A 25,740-nucleotide genomic window follows, 5' to 3' on the forward strand; every position below is an offset into this window, starting at 1 on the left:
CCACGGTGACTCGGTCCGGTTCCGGAATAGCCGACATCCTGCCCCTGTCGCCGTTGCAGGAGGGCCTGCTCTTCCACGCCCTGTACGACGACGAGCAGTCCCCCGACCTCTACGCCACCCAGCAGATCCTGGAGCTGACGGGCCCCGTCGACCCCGCCGCCGTACGCGCCGCGGGCCAGGCCCTGCTCGACCGGCACCCCAACCTGCGCGCCTGCTTCCGCCGCCGGGACACCGGGCGGCCCCTGCAGATCGTGCCCACGGACGTCGAACTCCCCTGGGCGGAAGCCGACGTGTCCGCCCTCGGCGAGGACGAGCGCGACAAGGAATGGGAACGGCTGCTGGACGAGGAGCGCGCCCGCCGCTTCGACCTCGCGAGGCCGCCGCTCCTGCGCTACCTGCTGGTCAGGTGGTCCCCGGACCGCTACCGCCTGCTCCTCACCAACCACCACATCCTGCTCGACGGCTGGTCCAAGCAGTTGCTCGTACGCGAGTTCACCGCGCTGCACGCGGGCGAGCACCCCACCGCCCTGCCGTCAGCGCCCGCCTACCGCGACTACCTCGCCTGGCTGGGCCGACAGGACCGCACCGCCGCGGAGACCGCCTGGCGCGACGCGCTGGCGGACGCGGGCGAGCCCACCCTGCTCGCCCCCGGCCGGTCGGGCGCCACCACCGTGCTGCCCCAGGAACTGGTCGTCGAACTCCCAGAGCAGTTGACCAGCGCCGGCGAGGCCACTGCCCGGTCCCTCGGGATCACCCTCAACACGCTCGTCCAGGGGGCCTGGGGCGTACTGCTGGGCCGCCTCACCGGCCGCACCGACATCGTCTTCGGCCAGGCGGTGACCGTCCGCCCGCCCGAGCTGCCCAACATCGCCTCCATGGTGGGCTTCTGCCTCAACACCGTGCCCACGCGCATCCGTTGGGACGAGAACGGCTCCGTCACCGACCTCCTCACCGCACTCCACCACCGGCAGGCGGCCCTGCTGCCCCACCAGCACCTGGGACTCGCCGACATCCGGAGCGCGGCAGGGGGCTCCGGCGAACTCTTCGACACCCTGCTCGCCTTCGAGAACCACCCGGCCACGACCGGCCCGGGAGCGGCCCGCGTCACCCAGCTCACCGGCCGCGACGCCACCCACTACCCCCTCACCCTCGCCGTCCTGCCCGGCCGCCGCCTCGCCCTGCGCCTGTCGTACCGGCCCGACCTGTACGACGAGCCGGGCGCCCGGCGACTCCTCGCCCGCTTCGCCGCCGTCCTGGAGGCCTTCGTGGCGGATCCCGCGCTTCGCGTGCGCGAGGTCGGCATCCTGCTGCCGGGGGAGCGGGAGCGGCTGCTGGGCGGGCCTGCCGGCACGGCCGTACCCTCTTCGGCCACCCTGCCCGAGCTGTTCGCGGACCAGGCGGCCCGCACCCCCGACGCCACGGCCGTGGTGCACGAGGGCACCCGCCTCACGTACGCCGAACTGGACGCGCGGGCCAACCGTCTGGCGCACCTGCTCGCGGCACGCGGCGCGGGCCCGGAACGCCTGGTGGCTCTCGCGCTGCCGCGTTCGCCGGAGCTGGTGGTGGCCGTGCTGGCGGTCCTGAAGACCGGCGCCGCCTACGTGCCGATGGACCCGGAGTACCCGGCGGACCGGCTGGAGTTCATGCTGGCCGACGCCGATCCGGTGCTGTTGGTCACGGCGCCGGACGTGGCAGCCGGCCTGCCCCCGTGCGAGGTCCCCGTGGTCACGCCGGACGAGTCGCTGACGTATCCCGCCACGGCACCCGAGGCACCGTCCCTGAACGGCGACCACATCGCCTACGTCATCTACACCTCGGGCTCGACCGGCCGCCCGAAGGGTGTCGCGATCCCGCACCGGAACGTCGTACGGCTCTTCTCGGCCACCCGGCACTGGTTCGACTTCGGCCCGGACGACGTGTGGACGCTGTTCCACTCCTACGCGTTCGACTTCTCGGTGTGGGAGCTGTGGGGCGCGCTGCTGCACGGCAGCACGCTCGTGGTCGTCCCGTACGCGGTGACCCGTGACCCGGAGGAGTTCCTGCGGCTGCTGGCACGCGAGCGCGTCACGGTGCTCAACCAGACGCCCTCGGCCTTCGGCGAACTCCTGCGCGCGGACGCCGCCCTGCCGGATGTCGGGGGCGAACTGGCCCTGCGGTACGTGGTCTTCGGCGGTGAGGCACTCGACTTCACGCGGGTCGCGGAGTGGTACACCCGGCACCCGCAGGACGCGCCCGTACTGGTCAACATGTACGGCATCACCGAGACGACGGTCCATGTCACTGGCCTGCCGCTGACCGAGGCCGCGGTACGGGACCGGCCGCAGACCAGTGGCATCGGACACGCCATCCCCGACCTGCGCGCCTACGTCCTGGACGCGGGACTGCGGCTGGTCCCGCCGGGCGCGACCGGCGAGCTGTACGTGGCGGGCGCGGGCCTGGCGCGCGGATACCTGGGGCGGCCGGGACTGACGGCCGGGCGCTTCGTCGCCGACCCGTTCGCCGCCGCTTCGGGCCAACTGATGTACCGCACGGGCGACTTGGTCCGGCAGTCGGCCGACGGGGAGCTGGAGTACCAGGGCCGGGCGGACGACCAGGTCAAGATCCGGGGCTTCCGCATCGAACTCGGCGAGGTGGAGGCGGCGCTCGCCGGCCACCCCGGAGTGGCGCAGGCGGTCGTTCTCGTACGGGACGAGCGGCTGGTCGCCTACTGCGTCGGAGGAGACCTCGACCCGGACGCGCTGCGCCGCCATGCGGGGCGCACACTGCCGGACCACATGGTCCCCTCCGCCGTGGTCGTCCTCGACCGGCTGCCACTGACCGCCAACGGCAAGCTGGACCGCGCCGCCCTGCCCGCGCCCTCCCTGCACAGCGGGGGACGCGCCCCGCGCACCCCGCAGGAGGAGATCCTGTGCGGGCTCTTCGCCGACGTCCTCGGCCTGGAACCGCACCGGGTCGGCGCGGACGACGGCTTCTTCGGCCTCGGCGGCGACTCCCTGCTCGCCATGCGGCTCACCGATCGCGTCAGGAGCGCGCTGGGCATCACGCTGCCGGTACGGGCGGTCTTCGAGGCGGCGACCCCCGCCGGACTGGCCGCGCGCCTCAGCGAGAGCGAGGCCGGCGCCGAACGTCCCGAGCTCACGGTGCAGGAACGCGGACACGCCCCGATTCCGCTGCCGTACGCCCAGCAGCGGCTGTGGTTCCTGAGCCGCCTCGACGGCAGCAACACCTACACCGTTCCCTGGGCCCTGCGCCTCACCGGCACCCTCGACCGCCCGGCACTGGAGGCGGCGCTCGCCGACCTCGTGACCCGCCACGAACCGCTGCGCACCCACCACCCCGACTTCCAGGGCACCCCGTACCAGCGGATCCTGGACCCGGAGGCGGGACGTCCGAGCCTCACCGTCGTACCGGTCACCGAGGCGGAACTGCCCGCTCTGCTCACCGCCGCCGCCGGGCACCGCTTCGACCTGTCCGCCGAAGTGCCGCTTCGCGCCACTCTGTTCACGCTCGGACACGACACCCACGTCCTGCTGCTGCTCGCCCACCACATCGCCGTCGACGGCTGGTCCATGGCGCCGCTGATGCGCGACCTGGAGACGGCGTACGCCGCCCGGATCACCGGGGTTGCCCCGGGATGGCGGCCATTGCCCGTCCAGTACGCCGACTTCGCACACTGGCAGCGCGAACTGCTCGGGGCGACGGCGGGAGGAGAGACGGAGAACCTGAGGGGTCGTCAGACCGCCTTTTGGCGTGAGGCGTTGGCTGGCGCCCCGGAGGAACTGCCGCTGCCCGCCGACCGTCCCAGGCCCGACGAGCCCACCGGGCTCGGCGACCGCGCCGAACTCACCCTCGACGCGGAGCTGCACACCGCACTCGCCGACCTCGCCTCGGCCTCCCGGGTCACGCTGTTCATGGTGTTCCAGGCCGGCCTCGCCGCGACGCTGACCAGGCTCGGTTCGGGCACCGACATCACCATGGGCACCCCGGTCGCCGGACGCGCCGACGCCAGGCTGGACGACCTGGTCGGCTTCTTCGTCAACAGCCTCACCCTGCGCACCGACACCTCGGGCAACCCCACCTTCCGTGAACTCCTGGACCGCGTCCGGGACTTCGACCTCGCCGCGTACGCCCACCAGGACGTGCCGTTCGATCTCCTCGTGGATGCCCTCAGCCCGCGGCGCACCCTCGCCCGCCATCCGCTGTTCCAGGTGATGCTGGCCTTCACCGGTCACGCCGCCCACGTCGACCTGTCCCTGCCCGGCCTGGGCGTCGTACGCGAGCCCGTCGAGACCGGCGCGGCCCGCTTCGACCTCTGCCTCTACCTGAGCGAGCGCCGCCACGGCGACGGCACCCCGGCGGGCATCGACGGCATCGCCGAGTACAGCACCGACCTGTTCGACCCGGCCACGGCCCAGCGGCTCACGCGGCGGCTCGTCCGCTTCCTGGCCGCCGTCGCCGCCGACCCCGGCCTGCGTGTCGAGGACGTGGATCTTCCGGGGGACGACGAGCAGCGGCGACCCGGCCGGTGGAACTCGACCGCTGAAGGGATCCCCCCGGTCTCGCCCGCCACTCCGATCCGGGAACAGACACCCGGTAGCCCGGACGCCCCGGCACCGACGAACGACGGACAGCCTGACCGTCAGGCGCCGCCCGCACTCGCGCAGGCACCTGAGGCCGCCGGGGGACAGGAACCGGCGACCCCGGCCGAGCGCATCCTCGCCGGGCTCTTCCGCGAGCTGCTCAAGCTGCCCGAAGTGCCACTCGACGAGGATTTCTTCGCCCTCGGCGGCGACAGCATCACCTCGATCCGGCTCGTGAGCCGGGCAGCGGAGGCCGGAGTCGTGATCAGCGCCCGCGACGTCTTCAAACACCAGACGGTGAAGGAGCTGGCGGCCGTGGCCCGCGGGCCGGTCGGCGCCCGCGCCGACGGTGCCGGCACGGCCGGCGTCCACGCCGCCGACGGTGTGGGGTCGGTTCCGCTCACCCCCATCATGCGGTGGCTGCTCGAACGCGGCGGCCCGATCGGGCGGTTCAGCCAGTCCGTCCTGCTGACGGTCCCGGCTGACGCCGGCCTGCCGCGGCTGACAGACGCCCTGCAGGCGCTGCTCGACCACCACGACATGCTGCGCTCCCGTCTCACCCCGGCCCTGGGACTCGACGTCGCTCCGGCCGGCCGCCTCCGCGCCGCGGACCTGCTCGACCGCAGGGACGTCAGCGGCATCTCCGGCACGGCCGACCTCCACGCGGCCGTGGCCGAGGAGTTCGACCGAGCCCTGGGGCAGCTCGATCCGGAGGCAGGGGCGATGGTCCGGGCGGTGTGGTTCGACGCCGGACCGGACCGGGCCGGACGGCTGCTGCTGGTCGTCCACCACCTGGCCGTGGACGGCGTGTCCTGGCGCATCCTCGTACCCGATCTGAAAGCCGCCTGGGAGGCCGTGGCCGCCGGACGAAGCCCTCAACTGCCGCCCGTCGGCACGTCGTTCCGGCACTGGTCCATGGCGTTGACCCGCCAGGCGCTTGCGCCGTCGCGGGTCGCCGAGGCCGAGCTGTGGCGCCGTATCGCCGACGCCCCGCGCGCCCCGCTGGGCCGGCGCCCGCTGGACCCCGACCGGGACACCGCCGCCACCACGCGCTCGCTGCGGCTCACCCTGCCGCCCGAGACGACGGGACCGCTGCTCACCGGCGTCCCGGCCGCCTTCCACCTCGGTGTCCAGGACGTCCTGCTGACCGGCCTCGCGCTGGCCGTCGCCGACCGGCAGGGCTCCCCGCACGTCCTGCTCGACGTCGAGGGGCACGGCCGCGAGGATCTGGTACCCGGGCTCGAACTGTCGGGCACGGTCGGCTGGTTCACCTCGCTCTACCCGGTCCACCTGGATCTGGGAGGCGTGGACGTGGGCGACGCCCTGGCGGCCGGACCCGCCGCCGACCTCGCCGCCACCCGGGTCGCGGAGCGGCTGCGCGAACTGCCCGACCACGGCGCGGGACACGGCCTCCTGCGCCACCTCAACCCGGACACGGCACGCCAGTTGGCCAAGGCCCCGACACCGGCCATCGGCTTCAACTACCTCGGCCGGTTCAGCGCCCCCGGCACCACCGGCACCGAGCCGTGGGCCTTCGCCCCCGAGTCGTCGGCACTCGGCGTCGGCTGCGACCCCGGCCTCGCCGCCGCCCACGCCCTCGACATCAACGCGGTTGTCCACGACACGGCCACCGGACCGCGGCTGGTGGCCGACTGGGCGTGGCCCGAGGGCGTGCTGACCGAGCAGGAGGTGCGGGCTCTGGCCGAGTCCTGGTTCACGGCGCTCACCGCCCTCGTGTCCCGGGTCGAGGGCGGCGCAGGTCCGTCCGTCGCGGACCTGTCCAGCGACGAGCTCGACGAGCTGACCGCCGGCCTGGACTAGCCGCCCCTCCGAGAAGACCCAGCAGCTTCACCAGCTCCAGCAGAGCCAGAACACAGCGAGACGAGACGACATGACGCAGCCCGGGCCGGTCGACGTACTTCCCCTGACCCCGCTCCAGGAGGGCCTGCTCTTCCACGCTCTGTACGAGCACGAACGGGACGCCTCCGACGTGTACCTCGTGCAACTGGTCTTCGAACTCGAAGGCCCGGTGTACGCCGACCGCCTCCGTGCCTCCGTTCAGGCACTGCTGGACCGCCACCCGAACCTGCGGGCGGCCTTCCGGCGGCGTCGCGGCGGCCAGCCCGTTCAGGTCGTCCCGCACCGGGCGACGCTGCCGTGGACGGAAGTCGACCTGACCGGGCCGGCCCTCGACACCGACATCGACATCGACATCGACATCGACATCGACACTGGCACTGGCACCGACACCGAGAAGGCGTGGGCCGAACTGCTGGACGCGGACCGGGCCCTCGGGTTCGACCCCGCCACGCCTCCCCTTCTGCGCTGCACCCTGGTCCGCACCGGCGAGCGCCGCCACCGGCTGCTCGTCACCCACCACCACATCCTTCTCGACGGCTGGTCGGTCTCCGTACTCCTACGGGAACTGCTCGCCCTGTACGCCGCCGAGGGCGACCCGGCCGTGCTCGCGCCCGTCCCGCCCTACCGCACGTTCCTGGGATGGCTGGAGCGCAGGGACCGTACCGCCGCCGAGGCCGGCTGGCGCGACGCGCTGGCCGATGTGACGGAACCGACCCGACTGGCCCCGACCGCCACGCCGGGCGTCACCGACCCGGCACAGGCCCGCACCGAGCTGTCGGCGGAGACCGGAGCCGCCCTCACGGCACGCGCCCGCAGTCTCGGCGTGACCATGAACACCCTCGTCCAGGGGGCCTGGGCGATGCTGCTCGGCCGGCTGACCGGCCGCGACGACGTCGTCTTCGGCGCCACCGTCTCCGGCCGACCGCCCGAACTCCCCGGGGTCGAGTCGATGGTCGGCCTGTTCATCAACACCATCCCGACGCGGGTCCGGCTGCGGCCCGAGCAGAGCCTGGGCGAACTGCTCCGCGAGGTCCAGGACGGCTACGTCCGCCTCCTCGACCACCATCATCTGGGCCTGGCCGACATCCAGCGGGCCGTGGGCGTCCCGGAACTCTTCGACAGCCTCGTCGTCTTCGAGAACTATCCGGTGGATCCGGAGGCGACCGGCGACGGGCGTGGAGGCGACGGCGGCGCGCTCCGCGTCGTCGGCTCAAGCGGTCGCGACGCCACCCACTACCCCGTGACCCTCGTGGCCCTCCCCGGCACCCGGCCCCGCTTCCGCCTGGCCTACCACCCGGGACTGTTCGAGGCCGGCTGGGCCGACGCCACGCTCGCCCGCCTGGTGCGCATCCTCGAAGCCATGGCGGCCGACCCGGAACTCCCGCAGGGCCGCATGGGGCTCCTGGCGCCCCAGGAACTCCCGCCCCGGACCCAGCTCCCGCCGCCCGCGACCCGTACCCTCACCGACCTCTGGTCGGCCCAGGTCGCGGCCACCCCGAACGCCGACGCCGTACTGGACCGCGGCACCCGGCTCACGTACCGCGAACTGGACGCCCGGGCCGAGCAGTTGGCCGGCCGCCTCACCGCCCTCGGAGCAGGCCCCGAGCGAGTCGTCGGCATCGCTGTGCCCCGTACGGCGGAGCTGATCGTCGCCGTCCTCGCCGTACTGAAGTCCGGTGCCGCCTATCTCCCGCTCGACCCCGCCTACCCGGCCGACCGCCTGGCGTACATCGTCGCCGACGCCCGCCCGGTCGTCGTCCTCGCCACCGCCGAGACGGCGGCGTCGCTGCCGCCGGGCATACCGCTGCTCGATCCCGAAGGTGAGGTGACGGATAGTCAAAGCTGCATCCCCGCAAGCAGATTGACACCGGACAGCCTTGCCTACATCACCTACACCTCCGGCTCCACCGGCCGCCCCAAGGGTGTTCTGGCCACGCACCGCAACGCCGTCGAGTTCGTCAAGTGGACCCATGCGGAGTTCGGCCCCGAGCGGCTGGCGAAGGTGCTGTTCTCGACCTCGCTCAACTTCGACGTGTCGGTGTTCGAGATCTTCTCGCCGCTTCTGTGCGGTGGCCGTGTCGAGATCGTCGAGAACCTCCTCGCACTCACCGGGGGCACCCCTCGGGACGCCGGCCTCATCAGCGGGGTGCCGACGGTCATGGCCACCGTGCTCGCCGAGCGGCCGCCCGTCTCACCGCACACGGTGGCCCTCGGCGGCGAACCGATCCCCGAACAGCTCCGCGCGGACATCGAGGCCGCGTTCCCCGGGGCACGGCTCGTCAACTTCTACGGGCCCACCGAGGCGACCATCTACGCCACGGCCTGGCAGTCCGGCGCCGACCCGGACGACAAGGCGGGTCCGCCCATCGGCCGCCCCCTGGCCCGCAACCTCGTCCACCTCCTCGACCATGCGCTGCATCCCGTGCCCGACGGGGCCGTCGGCGAGGTGTTCGTGGCGGGTGGCGGCCCCGCCCGGGGCTACCTGGGCAGGCCGGCTCTGACGGCCGGGCGGTTCGTGGCCGACCCGTTCGGCGGGCCGGGGGAGCGCATGTACCGCACGGGCGACCTGGCGGTGCGCGGCTCCGACGGACAACTGCGCTTCCTGGGGCGGGCCGACCATCAGGTCAAGCTTCGGGGTTTCCGGATCGAACTGGGCGAGATCGAAGCGGTACTCGCCGCACATGCGGCCGTCACCGAGGCGGCGGCCACGGTGATGGAGCGCGGGCGCGGCGAGAAACAACTGGTCGCATACGTCGTACCCGCCGAGGGGGCGGTGCCGGGAGCCGACGATCTCGGTGACCACCTCGCCCGCACCCTCCCCGCCCACATGATCCCCTCGGCGTTCGTCACGGTCGAATCACTCCCGCACACAGCCAGCGGCAAGCTGGACCGCAAGGCGCTGCCCGCCCCCGACGCGCCGCTCGCCGCGAAGACGGCCCCGCGAACCGAGCGGGAGGAGACCCTGCGCGGAATCTTCGCCGAGGTCCTCGGCCTCGCCCCGGTCCAGGTCGGCATCCACGACGGCTTCCTCGATCTCGGCGGCCACTCCCTGCTGGCCCCACGCCTCACCTCGCGCATCCGTGCCGAACTCGGCGTCGAACTGCCCATGCGCGCCCTCTTCGACACCCCGACCGTGGCGGCGCTGGCCCGACGCATGGCCGAAGGCGATCACCCTGGAGGGCCAGGTCGTTCCGGACATCCCGACCGTGCCGGAGGGTCCGACCGCACCGTTGGGGCCGACCGTTCCGGAGGGTCGGACCGTCTCGGAGGGGCCGACCGCACCGGCGAGTCGAGTGCGGCCCCGGTGGGACCCCTGCTCCCGCTGCGCACCCGAGGCGACCACGAACCGCTGTTCTGCCTTCCCCCGGCCTCCGGCCTGTCCTGGGGCTTCGCCGGGCTGGCCCGCCACATCAACCCCGGCCGCCCGCTGTACGGCCTGCAGTCCCGTGGCCTGATCCCGGGTCAGGACCCGGCCGGCAGCCTGGCCGAGGTGGTCGCCGAGCACACCGCCCTCATCCGCGAGACACAGCCGCACGGCCCGTACCACCTGCTCGGCTACTCCATGGGCGGCCTCGCTGCCTACGAGGTCGCCGTCGGCCTCCAGGCGGCCGGAGAGCAGGTCGCACTCCTCGCGCTGCTCGACTCCTTCCCCGGGGCCTGGATCCGACAGGGCCCCGCCGTGTCCGACCGCCCGGCGCTGCTGCGCAGCCTCCTCACCATCCTCGGGCGGCAGGTGCCCGAGGACGGCACGGAACCGCTCACCGATAGCCGGTTCGCGGAACTGGTCCGCCGCGTACCCGACATGCCCGGCAGCCTCGACGACGCCGAACTGGCCGCCCTGGTCGACGTGACGGCGAACAACCGGCGTCTGCTGGGCGAGTTCGCCCCCACGTCGTACCGCGGGGATCTGCTGTTCTTCACCGCCGCACAGGATCCGGACGCGAGCCCCGACCGGTACCGCACCTGGCAGCCGTACGTCGACGGCCGCATCGACAACCACGACATCCCCTCCACGCACGGAGAGATGACCCGGCCCACAGCACTGGACCGCATCGGCCCGGTACTGGACAGCCGCCTCCGCAAGTAGTCCGCAGTAGTCCGAACCACTGGACGCACCCCCACCACGGAAGGAACCCACGATGACCACCAACCCTTTCGACGACGACAGCATCGAGCACCTGGTCCTGGTGAACGACGAGGGCCAGCACTCCCTGTGGCCCGCCTTCGCCGAGGTCCCGGCGGGCTGGACCGTCGTCCACGGCAGTGCGAGCCGCCAGTCCTGCGTGGACTACGTCGACGAGCACTGGACCGACATGCGCCCCAAGAGCCTGATCAAGGCCATGGGCGAATAGACCCCCGGCCCAGTAAGCCCCCGAACCGGCCCAGTAAGCCCCCCGAAACGATCGCCCCCCCCGCAAGGAGAGACCGGCAGCCATGCCCACGGACAACCCGACCGCCACGACCGCCACGACCAAGCTGGTGTGCCTCCCGTACGCCGGGGCGGGCGCCTCGTTCTACCGCCCCTGGACCGCCCTGGCCGGGGACGCGCTGGAGATCGTGCCGCTCCAACTGCCCGGCCGGGAAAGGCTGATCGACGAGGAGCCCTACCGGGACGTGCACAAGGCCGTCGACGGACTCCTGCCCCAGCTGCGGGAAAAGCTCGGCGACGGCGACCACAGGGTGGCTCTCTTCGGGCACAGCCTCGGTGCCGTGCTCGCCTACGAACTCGCCCACCGCCTGGTCGCCGAGCCAGCCGTCGAGCTCGTCCACCTGTTCGTCAGCGGGTCGCCGCACCCCGGCCAGGGCCGTGAACGGCGGGCCACCGGCCTGTCCGACGACGACTTCCTCGCCCGCGTCGGCGAGTTCGCGGGCTACAGCCATCCCGCGCTCGACGACCCGGAGATGCGCGAGATGCTCCTGCCCACCCTGCGCGCGGACGTCGAGATGCACGAGGCGTACGTACCGAGCACCCACCTTCCGCTGGACGCGCCCGTCACGGTCATTCGGGGCGAGGACGACGCACTGGTCGGTCGCGACGACGCCGCGTCCTGGAACAAGGCGTCCGGCAGCGACTTCGAGCACGTCGAGATCCCCGGAGGCCACATGTATCTGACCGAGTCCGCCCCCGCCCTCGTCCGCGTGATCGTCTCGAAGGCGCTCTAGCCGTCCCCACGCCCCCTTTCGCCCCACGCCCCCTCACCTCCTCATCCCTCGCACTCCTCAACTCAACCCCTTTACGACTCCAGGGAGTTACCCGATGCGGCTGCAAGGCAAGTCGGTCCTCATTACCGGCGCCGCCCGCGGACTCGGCAGAGCAGCTGCGGTCGCCTGTGCGGCCGAGGGCGCGGACCTCACCCTGCTGGACATCTGTGCCGACCTGCCGGGAGTGCCCTACCCGCTGGGCACTGTGGGGCAGTTGGAGCACACCGCCGCTCTGTGCCGGGACACCGGCGCGGCCGTCCTCACCACGGTGGCCGACATCCGCGACAGCCGTGGCATACGGGAGGCGGTCACCCGCGCCGAGGAGCGGTTCGGCCGGATCGACGTCGCCGTCAACAACGCGGGCATCGCCGCGCCCTCGGGCAGACCGGTGCACGAGATCGGAGAGGACGAGTGGTCCCTGATGATCGACGTGGACCTCTCCGGGGCCTGGCGGGTGATCCGTGAGGTCGGTGGGGCGATGAGCGCCCGGCGCGCCGGCAGCATCGTCAACGTCGCCTCCACCGCCGGGCTCGTCGGCTACCGGCACTTCGCCGGTTACGTCGCCGCCAAGCACGCCGTCATCGGTCTCACCAAAGCCGCCGCGCTCGACTTCGCGCCGACGAAGGTGCGTGTGAACGCGGTCTGCCCGGGTTCCGTGCGCGACGACGCGTGGGCCGAGGGCAGGATGCTCGCCGAGATCGCGAGGGCGCTGGAGGTGCCCGTCCACGAGCACGAGAAGACCTTCGTCGAGGCGCAGCCCATGAACGCGCTGATCGAACCCGAGGACGTCGCCGCCGCGATCGTATTCCTCGCCTCGGACGAGTCCCGGCAGATCACCGGGTCGGTCCTGACCGTGGACGGCGGGTTCAGCGCCCGCTGAGACCCCTGCCCCGGACAACGAGATCAACAAGAGCAACAAGAGCAACAAGAACAACAAGAACAACAAGAACAACAAGAACAACAAGAACAACAAGGAGTACGGCCCGTGTCCGCGTTGCTGTCCGATCCCGTCATCCACGCGTCCCACTGCCACGCGCTGCGCGTCAGGTCGGGCCACTCCCCGGACCCCGCGAGCCGAGCGGGGCTGTGGATCGAGGACGTCACCGTGCCGGCGGCGGACCCGCTCGCGGAGCGCCGACGCGCCACCGAACTCGCCCGCCCGAGCCACCGCCCGCGCAGCCTCCTCCTGCGCTACGCCGACGGCCTGTCCGACCTGATCGTCGTCGCACCGCGCGGACGCTGGGACCGTACGGCCCTCGACCGGCTGGCAGCCGGGGAGTCCGTGGCACCGAACGACGCCCCGTCGGCTCCCGAGGCGTCTTCGGCCGCGCCCGCTCCAGCCTGGGGGCTGGGCGGCGACGGCCCCAGCGCCCCTCATGTCGTCGCCCTGGAGGACGGAGGCGACGAGGCGAGCTGGCTCACGGCACTCGCCGTCACCCTGCGCCGCTACGACCCCGACACCCCACCGGTCATCGGCACCGGCCACGGCAGCTTCACCGTCGAACCGGCCGCCACGCTCGGCGAGTCGAAGCCCTCCACCGCGACGGGCTCCGCTCTGCTCACGGGTCTGCTCTTCGACGACGAGGCCGCCGGCTTCGCCGACTCCGACGGATGGGACCACTCGTACGGATCGGACGGTACGTCCCCTGCCTGGGAGGGCGAGACGGAGTACGTGCCCTGCCTCGCGCCGCCGTTCCCGCTCACCGTGTCCGTCCTGAGGGACTCGGGCGGTCTGCGGCTGCGCTGCGACCACCTGAGCAGTCACTTCTCCGCGGAGATCGCGGCCCAGTTCGTACGGCACCTCGCGCATGTACACCAGCAGGTGCTGCACCGTCCGCAGACTCCGCCGGACGACGTCGAGCTGCTCGACGAGGCGGAGCGCGTTCGCACAGCGGCGCTCGGCCGCCCGCCCCGCGACCTCACCACGAGTCCGGTGAGCGTGCCCGGGGCGTTCGCCCGGATCGTGGCGGCGACGCCGGACCGTATCGCCGTGACCGACGGAGACGCCGGCCTGACCTACCGCGAACTCGACGAGCGGGCCGCCCGATTGGCACACGGCCTGCGCGCACGTGGAGTGGGCGCCGGCGATCGGGTGGGCGTGTGTCTGGAACGCTCCGCCGAACTCGTCGTCACCCTGCTCGCCGTGTTGAAGGCCGGCGCGACCTACGTGCCCGTCGACCCCGCCTACCCGGCGGACCGGCTCGTCCACACGGCACAGGACGCGGGTCTGGGCGTGGTGGTCACCCGGCTCCAGGAGTTCCCGGTCGGGGCGGACTGCGTGCAGGTGACCCCAGGCGAACTGATCGACGAGCCGCGTGACGCAGGCCCGGCGCCGGAGGAGAACTCGCGCACTCGGCCCTCCTCACCCGATGACGCCGCCTACGTCATCTACACCTCCGGCTCCACCGGCCGGCCCAAGGGGGTCGTCGTACCGCACCGCAACGTGATCGCCCTGATCGACGCCACGCGCGACGAGTACGCGCTCGGAGAGGCGGACGTGTGGACCTGGTTCCACTCCAGTGCCTTCGACTTCTCGGTGTGGGAGATCTGGGGCTGCCTGCTGACCGGCGGGCGGCTGGTCGTGGTGCCGTACTTCGTGTCGCGTGAACCGGACCACTTCCGTGACCTGCTCGTCGCCGAGAAGGTCACCGTGCTCAGCCAGACCCCGTCGGCCTTCGCCCAGCTCCTGGACGTCGACCACGCCGACGTGTCCGTCCGGCTCGTCGTCTTCGGCGGTGAGCCGCTGGACACGCGGATGCTGCTGCCCTGGTTCGACCGGCATCCCGAGCGGGCCTGCCGGGTGGTGAACATGTTCGGCATCACGGAGACCACCGTCCATGTCACCGAGCAGACCCTCACCCGGAAACTGGCGCTCGCCGCCACCCGCTCCGTCGGGCGCGCGCTGCCCGGCTGGCACCTGTACGTGGTGGACCCGGCCGGCCGGCTGCTGCCGCCCGGGGTGGCGGGCGAGATCTGCGTCGGTGGTGCCGGCGTGGCGCTCGGCTACCTGGGCCAGGAGGAGCTGACCGGCAGGCGGTTCGTACCGGACCCGTTCACCGGCGGCACGATGTACCGCAGCGGCGACCTCGGACGCCTGCGCCCCGACGGGCGGCTCGAACACCTCGGGCGGATCGACAGCCAGGTGAAGATCCGCGGCTTCCGGATCGAGCTCGACGAGATCCGCTCCGTTCTGCTGGAGGACCCCGACGTGCGCACCGCGGCCGTACTGGTGCGCCGCGACGACCCGGCACTCGCCGCCACGGCCAGGATCGACGCCTACGTGACCCTGTCGTCCGGGGGCCACCCCGCCAGGGTCCGCGAGCGGGCCGCCGGCATCCTGCCCGAGTACATGCTCCCTGCCACCGTCACCGCCCTCGACACGCTCCCGCTGACGGCCAACGGCAAACTCGACGCGGCGAAGCTGCCCGCGCCCGCCGTCCCGCGCCCCTCGGGCCGGGACACGGCCCCGGCACCTGCAGGGGCCGACGACGACGACCTCACCGCAAGCCTGACGGAGATCTGGAGCGACGTGCTGGGCGTACCCGTGGCCCCGGACGACGACTTCTTCGAGCTCGGCGGCAACTCCCTGTCCGCCGTCCGGATCGGTGCCGCACTGCGCGCCCGCGGTCTGCCGTCCCTGCGACTGCGGGAGTTGTACCGGCACCCGACCGTCCGGGGAACGGTGGCGAGTCTCAGGGCGATGGACGAGGGGCACGCTCCCCTCAAGTGACGCCGGTGCGCGGTCACTTGAGAGGCCCGTCGGAACACGAATCAGTCACCCTTCTCCTTCGAGTCCCCTTCGAGGGAGTCGAGCCACGCGCGGACGGCCGCCACCGTGGTCCCGGAGTGTTCCTGCAGGAAAGAGAAGTGGTCGCCGGGGACGTCGACCCGCGTGTGCGGCAGCGGCCACGAGGTCCGCCACTCGTCCGCTTCCGCGCCGGCCGCCATCTCCGGGGTCGGCCGCGTGGCGCGGACCAGCAGGGTCGGCGTGGCGACCGGCTCCGGCTCCCAGCCGAGGAACATGCGGGTGTACGCGCCCAGCGCCGCGACCCCGGCGTCCTCGTCCCCGGTGAACTCGTTGCCGCCCAGACGCGGCGCGATGGCCGCGGGCAGGGCCAGCAGCCACTCCTTGTCGCTGTTGCCGTCGTCGACGAGGTACGTGTCCAGCAGCACCTGCGCGACGGGAGCGACCCCCATGGCTTCCAGCCGCCGGGTCACCGTGTGCGCCACGGCGCCCCCGGTGCTGGCCCCGACGACCACGAAGGGCCGGTCGCCCACGTGCCGCAGCACCGACTCGGCGTGCGTGCGGGCCAGCGTCTCCCGGTCGGCCGGGACCGCGTCACCCGCACCGATGCCGGGATGCGGGAATTCAAGTACGTCCAACTCGCCCTGGAAACAGCCGTGGAAGCGGGCGAACTCCCCTTCCGGAGCGGCGAACGGCGGGTGGGTGCCCGTGAAGAACACGAGCACCGGACCGCCCCCGGAACCGGTGGCGCGCCGCAGCGGCGCGAGAGCGTGCCGCCGGCTGTCGGCGCTGTCGAACGTCGCCGCCGCCCAGGACGCGGTGACCAGCATCTGCATCGCGGCGACCACCTGACCGGCCTCGCAGACCCGCCGATAGAGCGAGGAGAGGGACTGTGCGGGCCGCGGGCCGGATGCCTGCCCGGGGCCCGCGGTCTGCCCGCTGTCCGGTGACCGTCCGCTGTCCGCTGCCTGTCCGCCGTCCCGTGTCCGCCCGGTATCCGGTGTTCGCCCTGTGTCCGGCGGCGTCGCGGGCAGGTCGTCATCGAGCAGGCCGAGCACGTGGCGGGCCAGTCCCTGGGCCGTCGGATGCTCGAACACCACGGCGGCGGGAAGCCTGAGCCGTAGCGCCGTGCTCAGCCGGTTGCGGATCTGCACCGCCATCAGGGAGTCGAAGCCCAGCTCGCCGAACGACCTGCCCGCCGGGAGCGCGTCGGCGTCCGGGTACCCGAGCACCTCCGCCACGTCGGCGTTCATCAACTCCGCAAGTACGTCCGTCCGTTGAGCCGCGGGCAACTCGGCGAGCACCTTGCGCCAGGCTCCCGGTTGCCCTGGCTGCTCGGGGCCGGGGAGAGCACTCCCGGCGGCGGGCGTGCGGGGGCGCACCACTCCGCGCAAAAGCGGCGGAAGGGGCTCCGCGGCGGAACGGAGGTCCGCCCGGTCCAGCAGGACGGGCGCCAGCACGGGCTCCCCTCCGCGAAGCGCCGCGTCGAACAGGGCCAGCCCCTGTGCCACGGTAAGCGGCCGGAGCATGTCCCCCTTCCGCTGCTGCGGGCCGGCCATACCCTCCTCGGACTCCCACGGCCCCCAGGCCAGGGAGATCGCCGGCAGCCCCAGCCGGGCACGGTTGCGGGCGAGGGCGTCCAGGAAGGAGTTCGCCGCCGCGTAGTTGCCCTGCCCGGCTCGGCCCAGCAGACCGGACACGGACGAGAACAGGACGAACGCCGACAGGTCCAGGTCCCGGGTCAGCTCGTGCAGGTGCCAGGCCGCGTCCGCCTTCGGCCGGAGCACCGCGGCCATCCGCTCGGGGGTCAGCGCCGCCAGCACGCCGTCGTCCAGAACCCCGGCGGCATGCACCACGGCGGTCACCGCGGGTTCACAGCCGTTGATCACCTCGGCCAGCGCGGCCCGGTCGGCCGCGTCACAGGCGACGATCCGTACCTCGGCGCCCAACTCCGCCAGTTCCGCCCGCAGTTCCTCGGCGCCCGGCGCCTGCGGCCCGCGGCGTCCGGTCAGCAGCAGGTGTCGTACACCGTACGACCTGACGAGGTGGCGGGCGAGCTCCGCTCCCAGCGCACCGGTGCCGCCGGTGATCAGTGCGGTGCCGTCCGGACGGAGGGTCACGCCCGAACTTCCCGCCGCCGCGACGGCCAGCCGTGGCGCCGCCAACTGCCCGTCGCGTACGGCTAGTTGAGGCTCTCCGGTGGCCACCGCCGCGGGCAGCCGCCGCAGTGAGCCGGGCCGGTCGTCCACGTCGACCAGGACGATGCGTCCGGGCAGCTCCGACTGAGCCGCGCGCACCAGCCCCCACACCGCGGCCCCGGCCAGGTCCGGCTCCGGCGAGGTGGCGTCCCGGGTGACGACCACCAGGCGCGAGCCCGCCGTCCGAGGGTCGTCCTGCCAGTCCTGCAGTGTGCGGAGCACCCGGTCGGTCAGTGCGTGTGCGGCGGTGAGGGGATCGGGGTCCGTCGCCGGGCCTACGGCGGTGACGACGACGGTGTCCGGCTCGGCTGGGGCGGAGTCGGGCAGGCCGGAGATCGAACCGCGCAGGTCCAGTCCGTCGTCCACGATCTCCCAGCGCGCGGTGTCCGCGGAACGCTCGCCCGCCACGGCGGTCCACTCGGGGCGGAACAGGGCGCGTCCCGCCAAGTCGTCGACAGCGGCGGGAAGTTCGCGTGTGGTCAGGGCGTCCACTCGGGCCACCGGGCGGCCCGCCGGGTCTTCGAGCGTCACCGCGACCGTGTCCGCCCCGTCCGGAGCGACCCGTACCCGAACCGTCGTCGCGCCCGCCGCATACAGGCGGAATCCGTTCCACGCGAACGGCACCCGGACCGCACCGGAGTCGGGTGCGGATTCTGTGAGCAGCGGTGCGTGCAGTGCCGCGTCCAGCAGGGCGGGGTGGATCCCGAAGCGGTCGGCCGCCACCAACTCCCCTTCGGGCAGGCGGACTTCCGCGAACACTTCGGCACCGCGCCGCCACAGTGCCCGTACGCCACGGAAGGCCGGTCCGTAGGTCAGACCCGTGTCCGCGAGACTGTCGTACGCGTCGGTGAGGTCGATCTCGGTCGCGTCCTGCGGTGGCCACACCGTCTCCCGCGGTGCCGTCGGCTCCGGCGCCGGACCGACGAGCCCCGTGGCGTGCCGGGTCCAGGAGTCGTCCGGTGCGTCCTCCGCGTCCCCGGCGTCCGGCTCGTCCGGCCGGGCGTAGATGTCGACAGGTCGCCGGCCACCATCGTCCGCCGCGCCCACGACGACCTGGAGGCGTACGGTCGTCGCCGGGGGCAGGGTGAGCGGGGCGAGCACCAGCAGTTCGTCGAGCGCGCCGCAACCGACCTCGCCGCCCGCCCGAACGGCCGACTCGACGAACACCGTCGCGGGGACGAGAACCGTCCCGGCGACCACATGGTCCGCGAGCCACGGATGGGCGGTGGGGGAGAGCAGACCGGAGAACACCGTGCGGTCGGTGTCGGGCACGGCGAACCCCGGACCCAGCAGCGGGTGACCCTGCGCGGACGCCGTGAGGTCCGGGGTGCGCGGCGCGTCCAGCCAGTACCGGCGGCGCTGGAAGGCGTACGTCGGCAGGTCCACCCGCCGGGCACCGGTGCCCGCGAACACGGCGGGCCAGTCGACACGCGCCCCGCGCACGTGCAGCCGCGCCACGGCGGACAGAAGCGACTCCGGCTCGGGCTCGCCGCCACGCGCGGCGGCGACGCACAGGACATCACCGGTCAGGCAGTCCTCGGCCGCGGTCGTGAGCCCGGCACCGGGGCCGACCTCCAGGAAGGCCGAGACGCCGTTGTCCCCGAGCGAGCGCACGGCGTCCGCGAACCGCACCGGCCGGCGGACATGCCGTACCCAGTACTGAGCGGAACACAGCTCCCCGGCCTCGGCCAAACGGCCTGTCACGGCGGAGACCATCGGGATCCGCGGCGGCCGGAACGTCAGCCCCTCCGCGACCCTCCGGAAGTCGTCGAGCATGGGCTCCACCAGCGGCGAGTGGAAGGCATGACCGACCCGCAGGCGTACGGTCCTGCGGCCGCGCGCCTCGAACCCGGCCGCGACGGCGAGCACCGTCTCCCGTACGCCGGAGATCACCACCGAGCGCGGACCGTTGACGGAGGCGATCGCCACCCTCACGCCGGCGTTCTCCAGCGCCGCGCGGGCCTCGTCCTCCGTCGCGTGCAGGGCCACCATCGCCCCGTCGGCGGGCAGAGCCTGCATCAACCTGCCCCGCGCCGCGACGAGTTGGGCGGCATCGGGCAGATCCAGTACACCGGCGACGTGCGCCGCCGCCAGTTCCCCCACCGAGTGCCCGGCCAGGAAGTCGGCGCGCACACCCCAGGACTCCAGCAGCCGGAACAGAGCCACCTCGAAGGCGAACAGACCCGCCTGCGTGAAGTCCGTACGGTCCAGCAGAGCAGCCTGAGGCGCACCCCGTCCGGCGGACAGCACCAGGTCCAGCGGCCGCTCCAGATGGCCGTCCAGCTCCCGGCAGACCTCGTCGAAGGCGGCAGCGAAAGCGGGGAACGCGGTGCGCAACTCCGCGCCCATACCCACGCGTTGGGCCCCCTGCCCGGTGAACAGGAAGGCCGTGCGCAGGGCCGGATCCGCGAGGGCCCGCACCGCGTCGATGCTGTCGCCGCCCTCGGCCAGCGCCCGCAGCGCGGCCGTCATCCGTGCCCGGTCCGAGGCCGGGACCATCGCCCGGTGGGCGAGCGCGGACCTGGATGCGGCCAGGGCGAAGCCGACATCGGCCGCCGAGAGGTCCGGCCGGGCCGCCAAGTGGTCCGCGAGACGGCGGGCCTGGGCCCGAAGGGCGCCCTCGTCGGCGCCGGAGAGCAGCCAGGGCGCCGCGACCGCCCCGACGTCCGGCCCGGCGCCGGGCGGCTCGGGCGGCTCCTCCAGGATCACGTGCGCGTTCGTCCCGCCGATGCCGAAGGCCGACACACCGGCCCGGCGCCGTCCGGAGCCGGTCGCAGGCCAGGGCCGCGTCTCCGTGAGCAGTTCCACCCGGCCCGAGGACCAGTCGGCGTGGGGTGTGGGTGTCTGTGCGTGCAGCGTCCGGGGCAGCGCCTTGTGCCCCATGGCCTGCACCATCTTGATGACCCCGGCGACGCCGGCGGCCGCCTGGCTGTGCCCGAGGTTGGACTTGACCGAACCCAGCCACAGCGGCGGTCCGTCCTCGGGCCGGCCCTGGCCGTACGTGGCGAGCAGGGCCCGGGCCTCGATGGGGTCGCCGAGCGTGGTGCCCGTACCGTGCGCCTCCACCACGTCCACCTCGCCCGGGCGCAGGCCCGCCTCGGTCAACGCCCGGGTGATCAGCCGCTGTTGGGCCTGACCGTTGGGAGCCGTCAGACCGTTGGAAGCGCCGTCGGAGTTGACGGCGGAGCCGCGCAGCACGGCCAGGACCGGGTGGCCGTGGCGGCGGGCGTCGGACAGCCGCTCCAGCAGCACGAGGCCCACGCCCTCGGCCCAGGCGGTGCCGTCGGCCGAGGCCGAGAACGACTTGCAGCGCCCGTCGGGTGCGAGATTCCGTTGGCGGCTGAACGCCGTGAACGCATTCGGTGTCGCCATCACCGTGACCCCGCCGGCCAGGGCCAGGGAGCACTCGCCGGAGCGCAGCGCCTGTGCCGCCCAGTGCAGTGCCACCAGCGAGGAGGAGCAGGCCGTGTCGATCGTGATCGAGGGCCCGCGCAGGCCGTGGACGTACGAGATCCGGCCCGAGGCCACGCTGCCGGTCGAGCCCAGGGCCAGATGGGCCTCCAGCTCGTGCCGGGTGAGGCGGCCGGCGTAGTCGCCGTGCATGACGCCCACGAAGACGCCCGTGTCGCTGTCGCGCAGGGCCGCCGGGGCGATACCGGCCCGCTCCCAGACCTCCCATGACGTCTCCAGCAGCAGCCGCTGCTGCGGGTCCATGGCGAGCGCCTCGCGCGGGGCGATCTGGAAGAGGCCCGCGTCGAACTCCGCGGCCGTGTGCAGGAATCCGCCGCTACGTGTGTACGAGGTGCCGGTCCGGTCCGGGTCCGGGTCGTAGAGGGAGGCCAGGTCCCAACCCCGGTCGGTGGGGAAGTCCGAGATCGCGTCCCGGCCCTCCGACACCAACTGCCATAGTTCCTCGGGCGAGTTGACGTCGCCCGGGTAGCGGCAGGCCATGGCGACGATCACCACGGGAGCGTCCGGTCCTGCCTGCGCGGCCGGGTCCGGGGCAGCCGTGGACTCCGGGACGAAGAGCGTGCTGTGCACCTGCCTGGCCAGCGCGGCCGGCGTGGGATGGTCGAAGATCAGCGTCGAGGGCAGCCGCAGGCCCGTCGCCTCGCCGATACGGTCGATCAGCGTCACGGCGCCCACCGACGTCAGCCCGAGATCGGTGAACGGGCTGTCGGCGTCGAGCCGTTCGTGCCCTCCGCCTCCGCCCCCGCCCCCGCAGACGCCGGCCGTCTCGGCGAGCACCGCTTCGCGCAGCGCGCGCTCGCGTCCGTCCGGAGGCAGGGCCAGCAGTCGCAGCCGCAGGGACCCCTCCGTGTCCGTGGGGACAGAGGGGACCGTGGGGACGCCGGCAGCGGGCCGTGCGGCTCCCGTGACGACCGCGTGGCGGACGATCTTGCCGGACGCCGTGCGGGGGACGGCCCCGATCTCGCGGATCTCGACGGGCAGTTTGTACTCCGCCAACCGGGCGCGGCATGCGTCGAGGACCCGCCGCGGGTCGAACCCGTCCGGTCCCGGAACGACGTAGGCCACCGGGACCTCGCCGAGGATCTCGTGCGGCGTGCCCACGACGACGGCGTCCCGCACGCCGGGGCAGCGCAGCAGTGCCTGCTCGATCTCCGTGGGGTGGATGTTCTCCCCGCCACGGATGATCAGCTCGCTGACCCGGCCGGTGAGGGCGAGATGGCCGTGTGCGAGGCGCCGCCCGAGGTCCCCGGTGTGGTACCAGCCGTCCCGCAGGGCCGTCTCCGTCTCCTCGGGCCGGTCGTGGTAACCGGTCATGAGGCTCGGCCCGCGCACCCAGATCTCGCCCTCGTCGCCGTCCGTGACATCGTTGCCGGAGCCCGGATCGACGACGCGCACCTCCACGCCCGGGATCGGCGGCCCGCAGGAACCGTCGAGGCGTGCTCCGCCCGGAAGGTTCGCCGCGATCAGGCCACAGGTCTCGGTGCTGCCGTACGCGTCGAGGAGCGGAGCCCCCAGCAGGTGCTCGACCGTACGGCGCAGAACCGGTGTGCTCGGCGCGCCCGCCACGACGCAGGTCCGCAGGTCCGGCAGGGAAGGGGGCGGCGCCTTGTGGGCCGACGCCAGCAGCTGGTGGTAGGTGGCGGGCACCCCGGCCAGGAGGGTGTAGGAGCCGCCCAGGGCGGTGTGAGGTGTGCGCAGCTCCCGCAGGAGGCCGTCGGGTGGGAGGAGGTCGGCGGTGATCCTGGCACTCGCGCCGACGGCGGTGACGGCCAGGACGGCGAAGGAGTGCCCGAAGCTGTGGAACAGCGGCAGCGGCCACAGCAGCCGGTCCTCGGGTGAGAGCCCGAACAGCGGGGCGTAGCAGGCTGCCGCCGACCACAGCGCGGCGCGCTGCGTGGACACGACACCCTTGGGCCGGTGTGTGGTGCCCGAGGTGTAGAGGATCCAGGCCGGCTCGTCGAGCCCGAGGTCGTCACGGGGCGGCCCCTCCGAAGAGGGCTCGGCGGTGATGGTGGAGAAGAGGACCGTGCCGTCCGGGGCGTCGCCCGGTACCGGTCCCGAGCCGGTGAGTACGACGCGTATCCGGCCGTGTCCGCGGTCGAGGCGGTGCAGGCGGGCCAGGTGCGCGGAATCGGTGACGAGGACCGAGGCGCCGCTGTCCTCGATGAAATGGGCGAGTTCGGCGTCGGACGAGCGGGGATTGAGGGGCACGCCGATCGCCCCGGCCCTGACGACGGCCAGGATGCTCTCGACCATCTCCACGCAGTTGCCCAGACAGATCGCGACCCGGTCGCCGCGCCGTAGGCCCGTGCGGGCGAGGTGCACGGCCAGTCGACGGGTGCGCCGTTCCAACTCCTCGTAGGTGACGGCGCGCAGGTCGTCGGCGAACGCGATGTGGGACGGCGACCTCTCCGCGTGCGTCTTCAGCAGCTCCGGCAGCGGCCGGATCAGCCCGTCGTACGTCATCTTCCCGCCCCTCCGGCGCGTGCCGGGGGCACGACGGCCGTCAATCTCCGTGCAGGCCAACGAGGTTGAGCCTACGGGGAGGGGGCCGCGTGATCGAGACGATGCGGCTCGGTGGCGCGCGGGGTGTCGAGCCGGGCGCAGGGGCGGGCGGTGCGGCGTTCGTGCTCGGTCCGCCCCTGCGGAGGGCTCACTGAGGGCCGGGCTCCGACGGAACCCACTGGTAGCTGCTCAGCTCCTGCGGTGCCTGGTGCTGCATGTGTTCGGCCGCCACGCGGGCTTCCGCCACGACGTCGCCGCGCTCACGTAGCAGGCTTTCGTAGACCGGTTCGTTTCCGGATGGGTCGGGTGTCACAGTCCTGTGGTCCTTAATCGTGTCGCGTGAGTCGTCCGGAGAAACACGGTCACGTACGGCTGTGGCGCGCCGATATGCTTTCTGTGCTCATAGTGAAAATGTCCTGTGACCAGGCCGACGGAGGTCGGTCAGGCGGCCGTGGGCTGCTCCTCCTCTTCCTTGGTGATGCCCACCGTCGCGTCCTGGTCGCCCTTCCCGCGCAGCGCGACCACGCTCAGAAGACAGCAGGCCAGCGCCGCGATGCCGCAGACCACGTAGCCGATGGCGTAGCCGTTGCCGAGGGCCTCCAGGGCGATGGGGGCCGCGCCGCCCGGTGGGGACGAGGGCGGGACCGAGTTGGAGGCGAGGGGGCCGCCCTCCGCCGCCACCTGGCCCGCGGCCGCCTTGACCTCGGCCGAGAGGTGCGAGGAGGCCAGCTTGGACGTGAACTCGTCCGCCGCGCGGCTCAGCGCGATCGCGCCGATGACCGCCGGGCCGAGGGTGAAGCCGAAGTCGCGGAGCAGGCTGGTAGAGGCGCTGGCCATGCCCGCGTAGTGGACCTCCACCGTGTTGACGGCGGTCGACGTGATCGAGGAGACCGTGAGCGCGAAGCCGATGCCGACCAGGCCGATCGGGAGGATGAGCGAGGTCAGCGCGCGGTCGTGGACCGAGAGAGTGGCGGCGAGGAAGTCTCCCGCTGCCATGAGCGCCAGACCGGTACCCAGCACCCACCTCGGGCTGACCTTCTCCAGCAGCCGGGAGATCAGCGGCATCAGCAGCAGCGTCCAGGCGTTGAGCAGGATGAAGGCGAACGAACCCCGCAGCGGGCTCTGGTGCTGGACCGGGCCGAGCCGGATGCTGGTCGCGTAGGCGGTGCCGAGGTAGCTGAACATGCCGACCACCGCGACGAACGACGCCACCGCGAACGCCCGGTTCTTGAACAGGTCCAGCCTCAACAGCGGTGAGGCGGCCCGGTGTTCGGCCACGACGAACAGAGTGATGAACAGCGCCGCCACGACGTAGGCGATCACCACGGGCCTCGCGGTCCAGCCGTCCGCCGGGCCCTGGATCACGGCGTAGAGCAGGGCGAACATACCGACGCCGATGGTGATCTGGCCGGCCAGGTCGAGTGAACGGCCTTCTGGAGCACTGGAGTTGTGCGCCAGCAGCTGGCTGAGCACGGTACTGATCAGGGCCAGGCCGGTGACGATGATGAACGCCCAGCGCCAGGAGCCGTAGTTGCCGGTGATGCCGCCCAGGACGGGGGCGACGAAGCCACCGCTGGAGAGGGCCGCGGCCCAGATCGTGATGGTGCGGGCGCGGTCCTTGGCCGAGTGCGTGCCCGCGGCGATCATGGCGAGCGAGGTGGGGAAGAGGGCCGCGGCGCCCAGGCCGGCTATGGCCTGGCCCACCCAGAGCATGTGGATGCCGGTCGCGGAGGCGGCGAGCGCCTCGCCGACCACGAGCAGTCCACCGCCGCCGACCAGCAGCCGCTTGCGGCCGAAGAGGTCGCCGAGGACGCCGAAGGTCAGCTCCAGGACGGAGACGGGCAGCAGGAACGCGTCCGAGATCCAGGTCAGCTGCGAACCGACGGGGTGCAGGTCCTCCTGGAAGAGCCCGTTCAGCGTGGCCGGCATGGCGAGGGCGATCTGCGCGAGACAGACGGCGAAGCAGCCGGCGATGAGGGTGCCGATGGGCAGTCCACCGGATGGTGGTGAGGCGGTGGTGGAACCGGATTGGGCGCGCGTTTCGGTGGACACGTGAGCTCCCCTTTGAGCGGCTTGTGCGGCTGAGGCGGCTTGTGCTGCTGTGTGCTTTCTGCAGCTTGGGGCGATGCCGGGACGCCGGGAACGCGATGAATGTAGGGCAGTTTTTCGACGACGGTCA

Annotated in this window: 9 protein-coding genes; 6 read left to right on the forward strand and 3 right to left on the reverse strand. The window is 72.9% G+C overall.

Translation table 11 applies throughout. From position 1 onward, the window contains the following. The first annotated feature begins 5 nt into the window (after positions 1 to 5). From OG870_RS42210 to OG870_RS42235, 6 genes are all read left to right on the forward strand, one after another. Positions 6 to 6,401 (forward strand): non-ribosomal peptide synthetase, encoded by a 6,396-nt coding sequence (locus OG870_RS42210; RefSeq protein WP_266923237.1) that lies wholly within the window; start codon positions 6 to 8, stop codon positions 6,399 to 6,401. Between the two features lie 70 nt (positions 6,402 to 6,471). Further along, on the forward strand, positions 6,472 to 10,527 hold the full coding sequence (locus tag OG870_RS42215) for an amino acid adenylation domain-containing protein (protein ID WP_327692060.1): 4,056 nt from the start codon (positions 6,472 to 6,474) through the stop codon (positions 10,525 to 10,527). Positions 10,528 to 10,579: 52 nt separating this feature from the next. Next, positions 10,580 to 10,792, forward strand: a complete 213-nt coding sequence (locus OG870_RS42220) for an MbtH family protein (protein WP_266526772.1) — start codon at positions 10,580 to 10,582, stop codon at positions 10,790 to 10,792. Between the two features lie 82 nt (positions 10,793 to 10,874). Beyond that, positions 10,875 to 11,603, forward strand: a complete 729-nt coding sequence (locus tag OG870_RS42225) for a thioesterase II family protein (RefSeq protein WP_266923233.1) — start codon at positions 10,875 to 10,877, stop codon at positions 11,601 to 11,603. A gap of 94 nt (positions 11,604 to 11,697) precedes the next feature. After that, positions 11,698 to 12,522 (forward strand): SDR family oxidoreductase, encoded by an 825-nt coding sequence (locus tag OG870_RS42230; RefSeq protein ID WP_266526768.1) that lies wholly within the window; start codon positions 11,698 to 11,700, stop codon positions 12,520 to 12,522. A gap of 105 nt (positions 12,523 to 12,627) precedes the next feature. After that, entirely contained in the window at positions 12,628 to 15,372 is a 2,745-nt protein-coding gene (locus OG870_RS42235) for a non-ribosomal peptide synthetase (protein WP_266587018.1), read from the forward strand. 41 nt (positions 15,373 to 15,413) lie between these two features. Here the strand turns inward: OG870_RS42235 and OG870_RS42240 are convergent, their stop codons facing one another. From OG870_RS42240 to OG870_RS42250, 3 genes are all read right to left on the reverse strand, one after another. Continuing rightward, on the reverse strand, positions 15,414 to 23,522 hold the full coding sequence (locus OG870_RS42240; RefSeq protein ID WP_266587020.1) for a type I polyketide synthase: 8,109 nt from the start codon (positions 23,520 to 23,522) through the stop codon (positions 15,414 to 15,416). Positions 23,523 to 23,709: 187 nt separating this feature from the next. Beyond that, the gene (locus OG870_RS42245) at positions 23,710 to 23,874 is read right to left on the reverse strand and encodes a hypothetical protein (protein ID WP_266526762.1); all 165 of its coding nucleotides are present in this window, start codon (positions 23,872 to 23,874) and stop codon (positions 23,710 to 23,712) included. 128 nt (positions 23,875 to 24,002) lie between these two features. Further along, positions 24,003 to 25,613 carry an MFS transporter gene (locus OG870_RS42250; protein WP_266526760.1) on the reverse strand — a complete coding sequence of 537 codons (1,611 nt, stop codon included), beginning with the start codon at positions 25,611 to 25,613 and terminating at the stop codon, positions 24,003 to 24,005. Positions 25,614 to 25,740 lie beyond the last annotated feature (127 nt).

The sequence above is a fragment of the Streptomyces sp. NBC_00461 genome (assembly GCF_036013935.1).
GTDB lineage: Bacteria > Actinomycetota > Actinomycetes > Streptomycetales > Streptomycetaceae > Streptomyces.

Coding starts and splice junctions, on each gene's coding strand:
- OG870_RS42240 (WP_266587020.1), bottom strand. CDS start 23,522: ATGACGTACGACGGGCTGATCCGGCCGCTGCCGGAGCTGCTGAAGACG.
- OG870_RS42215 (WP_327692060.1), top strand. CDS start 6,472: ATGACGCAGCCCGGGCCGGTCGACGTACTTCCCCTGACCCCGCTCCAG.
- OG870_RS42230 (WP_266526768.1), top strand. CDS start 11,698: ATGCGGCTGCAAGGCAAGTCGGTCCTCATTACCGGCGCCGCCCGCGGA.
- OG870_RS42220 (WP_266526772.1), top strand. CDS start 10,580: ATGACCACCAACCCTTTCGACGACGACAGCATCGAGCACCTGGTCCTG.
- OG870_RS42225 (WP_266923233.1), top strand. CDS start 10,875: ATGCCCACGGACAACCCGACCGCCACGACCGCCACGACCAAGCTGGTG.